Origin of the sequence: Algoriphagus alkaliphilus (genome assembly GCF_900103735.1) — a bacterium.
GTDB lineage: Bacteria > Bacteroidota > Bacteroidia > Cytophagales > Cyclobacteriaceae > Algoriphagus > Algoriphagus alkaliphilus.
Map to the genome: position 1 here is coordinate 1 of NZ_FMXE01000061.1, position 6,055 is coordinate 6,055.

Sequence of the window (6,055 nt, forward strand, 5' to 3'; positions counted from 1 at the left end):
TGATCACCGCTCCGATCAATACTCTTGGGTTCAGCGCTGGCCTTCCCGTCGATTTGGCAGGATTACGTTTGTTGAACAGATTTACCAGCTCGTCCCAGGGAATCTGGGCGCTGAGCACCACCCAGCGGTTGGAGGGGTCCAACCCATTGTAGAACGGGGTCTCAAATCCGGTGAACGAAAGCTGGCTTTGGCTGGTGTAGGCTAACCGGGGTGCATGCCTTTTAGGGGTCTTTTGCATAGTTCCTTGCACTTGAATCACATTAAATTCCAAAAAACCTAGCTCAATATCTCTAAATCATCCCTTTTTTATTTTCTAAGCAGACCCTAAATAAGGATTGGATATTATAGAATTCATAAATGTTGATTTAGAGTAATCAGTTTCAACCTCATCTGTAATAGAAATGCTTTTTTGAAAAAATTCAAACGCCAATTGATCATCTTTTTTTATCTTAAATTTTAAGTAATACATTGTTACACCATCTAAATCATTGTAACGATAAAGCATTCCCATTAAATAATTCCCAATTGAGCTGCCATTTTCTGCAGCTTTTGAAATCCAATAAAAGGCTTTTTCAATATCTCCACCACCACCTAGAGAACTTTTCAATGAAAAGAATTTACCAAGCATAAGCATTGCATCGTTGCTTCCAAGATTGGCTGCCTCTTCTAATAACTGAATACCTTGCTCCTTTGTAATTCCAAAATCGTATTTTACTCCAAAAACTGCATCATAAATTGTATGTTCAGCTATAAAATTCATAGCGCCTAAATTGTTATTTTTTGCCGCTTCCATCGTCCAATTATGCCAATTAGGTGTCAATTTATCTAGAAAATCAGTATTCAAATATTCAGTAATTAATTTTTTGGCTTCAAATACAAGTTTCATTTGAGCTATTTCACTACCACTTTCGGCAGAATTTTGATAAACATCCAAAAATTCAGATTTATAAGAATTTTCTAAAGCAGCTATTTTTCTATTTGCTTCTTCTTTTCTTTCCATTTCTTTTTTCGCTTGCCTCTCGTCCAACAAGTCACTCAACAAGTTCACCCCTATCTCTGCTGCTATTGTAGCAATTTCTGAACCCTTGCCCGGTACATTGTTTAATTCATTCCCGGATGCTAAAGATTGACCAGTACTTATGTTATTTCCTACATCTCTACCCCATTGAGGCTGTCGACTAACCAGCTCGGGACAGCAGTATGGCTGACCCATGTTGACAATATTGCCTTTCGTCTGAGTTATCAAAGAAGATACCATCCGCTTGTCTTCTACTGTAACAGTATTTCTTGCTGAGCATAAATACAAGGCAAGCATTGCACATTGGGAGCATCCTTGAGCATCTTGTGTTTCGGTCAAACGCTTGTATTTTGCCATGTCAGCATCTTTAGCTTCGGTGCATTGTGAATAAGTAGTTTCACTATTGATAAAAATGGATATCAGAATAAATAGAAATGATAACTTAACTTTCATAAAATGATGTTTATAGTGTAGAATATAGACTATTTTGGAAGGTTGGTGACACCTGCTTGTTTAAGAATGAGGGTTCCCTTAAAGCTAGATCTAGGTTCGGTTCCTATCCTGGCTAATTAATAAGAAATCAATATAACAAGGGATGATGAATAGCCTTTTTTTGTATTTAAACCACAAACTTGCTACGAATTGGTTAAAACTTGGTTCATATTAAAAGGGACTATACTTTTTCATCTGATCTTATATGCACTAAGTTGATAAAGTTTATTCGAATATTCGATATCCTTTTCACATGCTATTCCTTTACTATACATTATAGCTAGTTCTAAATAAGAATCTGAATACTCATAAATATACGTTTCCTTATAAAAATCAGTTTCTACCTCGTCTTGGATGGATATACTTTTTTGAAAAAAATCAAATGCTAATTTATCATCTTTCTTAAAATCGTATTTCACATGACACGGAAAATCAGGGATAGTTTCTTTGTACCGATATAGCATACCCATCAAATAATTTCCCCTTTTACTGCCTTCTTCCGCAGCTTTTCTAAACCAATACAAGCTTTTTTCACTACTTCCGCCACCATATGGTTTCCCTAGGCATTTGGTGTTTAAATAATAATAATTACCAAGTAAAAGCATTGCGTCAGTGCTTCCAAAATTAGCCGCCTCCTCTAACATTTTAAGCCCTTCTTCTTTTGTAATCCCAAGATCATCTTCCTGCCACATGACTACACTATTACCAATATAATTCATAGCATCCAAATTCTTATTTTCCGCTGCTTCTTTAACCCAATCTTTCCACTTAGGAATCAAGTAACGTACATCTTCATAGTCTAAATTACGTGCCTGATAATTTGAATTCCTTAATTTGAATAACAGTTTCATTCTAGCTTTTTCATCACCATTATCAGCAGCAGTTAGATATTCATCTAAATCAGGTTTGAAAAAATCTTCCCATTTAGCCACGTTGATTTTTTTCTCATTTTCTAACTTTACACTTTCTGCTTCCTTTTTAATATCTCTATTTTCCGACCATTGTTCTATCATTGGTACTACTTCATTAATAATAGTAGTTGTAGCTGCTACCAGCAATTCGCTTTCCAGATTAGTACTCGGTATAGCTGTGTTTACTGTGGATTGACCAAAACTTGAATTACCCCCTACATCTATACCCCACTGCGGCTGTAGGCTAACCAGCTCGGGACAGCAGTATGGCTGACCCATGTTGACAATATTGCCTTTCGTCTGAGTTATCAAAGAAGATACCATCCGCTTGTCTTCTACTGTAACAGTATTTCTTGCTGAGCATAAATACAAGGCAAGCATTGCACATTGGGAGCATCCTTGAGCATCCTGTGTTTCGGTCAAACGCTTGTATTTTGCCATGTCAGCATCTTTAGCTTCGGTGCATTGTGAATAAGTAGTTTCACTATTGATAAAAATGGATATCAGAATAAATAGAAATGATAACTTAGCTTTCATAAAATGATATTTATAGTGTAGAATATAGACTATTTTGGAAGGTTGGTGACACCTGCTTGTTTAAGTATGAATCTTACGTCTACAAATGGATGGTTGGCCACTTTATTCAAAGTATAAATCTTATACTTACCTTGCTGTGATATAAATTTATAATCAGTTTCATCAAAAAAAAGAGAGCCAATTGCTTCCTTCTCCGAGGAATATGGCTCAGAAATTAAATATGGACCAATAGCTTTCCATTGACCTTCATTTGTAATATAAGTTGCAAGAAGTGAGGAATTATAGGTTGCGGGATAATCTGGTTTTATTACAGGTTCAGTTGTTATTATGGGATATAAATTGATACGATAGTAGGTTGTTCGATTGTCCTCGTATGAACCATACTTATTATCTTTATCATTGTCTTTGCGAAGAGAAATGAATTTACAAGAATTCCAATCAATAGCCAAAATATAAGGTGTTTCAACACTAACTTTTCTCATTTCATTTTTGATGGAATCCTCGAGGATAAGATTCATTTTTTCTACGCATTGGATGCTTGTATACAAGTTTTTGTATTTGGCTATTTCCGTAATTAATTCGAGTACCTTTAGACTATTTGGATCTTCTGCCGTTTTTTTCGCTTCTAAAGAATAATCTCTGCTAGGAACGCTAATAGTGTAATACTTTTGTGCTATCGAGAAATTCGAAATACAAGTCATTCCGATTATAACTAATAGCAAGGAATTAAACATTTTTTTATTACTGCACATCTCGATGAAATTATTTAATTGATTCAGATATCGACCTCAATTCTAACTACTAAAAACCTTTTTTGTATACTCCTTTTAACCAAGCCGTCTTCAAAAAATAATATTATTCCAAACTTTCGGATATTAAGTTTAAAATCTCAATGATTTATCAAATACGGAATTATAAATTTATAACTTCTTATATCTTTCTCCGTAAATAACTGCACGACCCAGATCTTTCAAAATCATAACACCCATTAAATTGTACTTTCCAACAGGATAATTTCCGTCATTTCCATCAAGATACTGAATCAAAAGAGTATATTGATATCTTCCTTCTGATCCTATTTGTTTTCGGATAGTTCCATTTTCATCACAATCAATCCAAAATTTTATTTTGATTGGTTTTACCATGTGAGGTTGAAAAAGTCCTTCACCATTTTCATCTAATTGAATAATAGGCTCTCCTTTACCTTCATATAAATATTTTCCTAATATTTCAGTTGGAAAATCTTTTGTGACAGTATAGATTTTACCCATTAGATCAATTTTTTCTACAGCAGTTTGACCATTTGAAAATTGAATCGTGCAAAAAAACACAATAAGAAGTCCTAAATATTGGACATATTTTATTCTCTGGCTCTCTGTTTTACCCTTCATTTTTTTGTCGATTTAGAAATGAATATTATTATTTTTTAGTTATTTTAAATTTTTTTTGTAATACATTTAATTTCTTTTCATGCGCTCGGCTTGTAAAAGACGGAAACATTATTTTCAGTTCTCAATAATACCCAACTATAAGGAAGGGATTTTGCAAGTAAACCTTTGAATTAAAATTACACCCATTAAGCGAGCTGAGGTAGTTAAAAACTGTAGTTGGCATTAATGACAAAGAATCTGGCAGAAATGGAATAGAATAAGGATTGAGTGACCTCTTCTCTGAGTCCAAAAGTCCGTCTATATCAGATCTTTTACGGGATTAAAGATTGGGTATAGCACAAACCCAATCAATACCTACAAGTAGGTATTTTTACAGATCACATACTTTTATTTCTAGTTTGTAAAACTAAACTGAATCATGTCACTACAAGGGAGGGTGAGAAAAACGTGAAATTCTTGCTTTTTAAAAACCAATAAAAATGAAAGGCTAGAAGTCGTGTGCTCGCTGAAGCAATTGAAGGGAAATTCTCAACCTAGGAGAAAATTCATTATCCATTTCGCATTAAAACATCATTTAGTAAAAATCAATAATCTTAGATCTGAAAAAACCAGAGACCTCTTTTGTTAAATAGTTGCAAATCAAAAACTAGATCTGTTTTTTTAAACGAGCGACTACGGGTCCATACGGCAAAGAGTATCCTAAAAGTGATCTGAGAAAATACTGAAGGATCTCCGAAAGAAAGCTCCAGAACTATTTGGATAGGTTTTGTAACAAACTAAACCGAAGACAGTTTGGAGAAAGACTATTAGATTGACTTATTATAGTTTTATCCAACCCCACTCAAAAAGTAGCTGATAATAAAATATTTGAATATTAAATTTCACATTTGATCCCTTTCTAAATTACGATGAAAGAAAACACTCTATCTGTTTTGGGACATTCAATTTCATATTTTGAAGTCAATCCTGAAAAAAAATCGACTGTTCTTTTTATTCATGGAAATTCAATGTCTAAGAAGCTTTTTCGAAATCAATTGAATAGCGAGAGGTTCAACAACTACAGATTAGTTTTCTTTGATTTAGTTGGTTTCGGGGGGTCTTCCAAGTCTGATCAACCCACGAAGGAATATAACGTTCCATTTTACGCTGAATTAATTAGGAGTGTAATTCAAGCATTGAGTCTTGATGACGTATACTTAGTTGGTCACTCGTTAGGAGGACATATTGCAATTGAATTCGCAGGTAGGTATGTAGACGAAATAAAAGGTTTTATAGCAATTAGTACACCTCCTCTTGGAATACCAGCGGATATTCCAGCTGCATTTCAACCCAATCCAGCTGCTAGTCTATTGTTTCAAGCGCAGCTCAGTAAGGAAGAAGTAATTAATTTATCAAATAACGTAGCTGGTACTATTTATCAAAATGAAGTTGTTGACTCAGTTGAATCGGCTGATCCGCTTGCCCGTCAAAAAATAGGAATGTCCATAATCAATCAAAATTATTTGGATGAAATAAGGGTGCTGAATGCAATTAAATTACCATTCGCACTAGTTCTCGGGGAAGATGATAAACTTTGTAATCCAGGATATTTTTCAAAATATCCCTTCAAAAATCAATGGAGAGGTGAGGTGAATATTATTGAGCATAGCTCACACAATCCATTTTTAGATCGACCGGAAGAAATCAATAGATTAATTCTTGATTTT

At 34.2% G+C, this 6,055-nt stretch carries 6 protein-coding genes and 1 pseudogene; 3 read left to right on the plus strand and 4 right to left on the minus strand.

The window, feature by feature from the left end; genetic code table 11:
- Positions 1-205, plus strand: a 205-nt coding sequence (locus tag BLQ81_RS22445) for a hypothetical protein (protein WP_175454320.1), incomplete at its 5' end; no start/stop codon positions are given.
- 108 nt (positions 206-313) lie between these two features.
- On the opposite strand, the gene BLQ81_RS21590 is transcribed toward BLQ81_RS22445, so the two are convergent.
- From BLQ81_RS21590 to BLQ81_RS21605, 4 genes are all read right to left on the minus strand, one after another.
- Positions 314-1,471, minus strand: coding sequence for a tetratricopeptide repeat protein (locus tag BLQ81_RS21590; protein ID WP_092735156.1), 1,158 nt, complete (start codon positions 1,469-1,471; stop codon positions 314-316).
- A 230-nt stretch (positions 1,472-1,701) separates the two neighbouring features.
- On the minus strand, positions 1,702-2,958 hold the full coding sequence (locus tag BLQ81_RS21595) for a tetratricopeptide repeat protein (RefSeq protein WP_092735159.1): 1,257 nt from the start codon (positions 2,956-2,958) through the stop codon (positions 1,702-1,704).
- Between the two features lie 29 nt (positions 2,959-2,987).
- Positions 2,988-3,692 carry a hypothetical protein gene (locus tag BLQ81_RS21600; RefSeq protein WP_092735162.1) on the minus strand — a complete coding sequence of 235 codons (705 nt, stop codon included), beginning with the start codon at positions 3,690-3,692 and terminating at the stop codon, positions 2,988-2,990.
- Positions 3,693-3,878: 186 nt separating this feature from the next.
- Positions 3,879-4,349 carry a hypothetical protein gene (locus tag BLQ81_RS21605; protein WP_092735165.1) on the minus strand — a complete coding sequence of 157 codons (471 nt, stop codon included), beginning with the start codon at positions 4,347-4,349 and terminating at the stop codon, positions 3,879-3,881.
- Positions 4,350-5,050: 701 nt separating this feature from the next.
- On the opposite strand from BLQ81_RS21605, the pseudogene BLQ81_RS22130 reads away from it, so the two are divergent.
- Positions 5,051-5,164, plus strand: a pseudogene (locus tag BLQ81_RS22130) (IS1595 family transposase); the annotation flags it as partial.
- Between the two features lie 93 nt (positions 5,165-5,257).
- Positions 5,258-6,055 (plus strand): alpha/beta fold hydrolase (locus tag BLQ81_RS21610; RefSeq protein ID WP_092735168.1); only part of this gene is annotated, 798 nt, incomplete at its 3' end.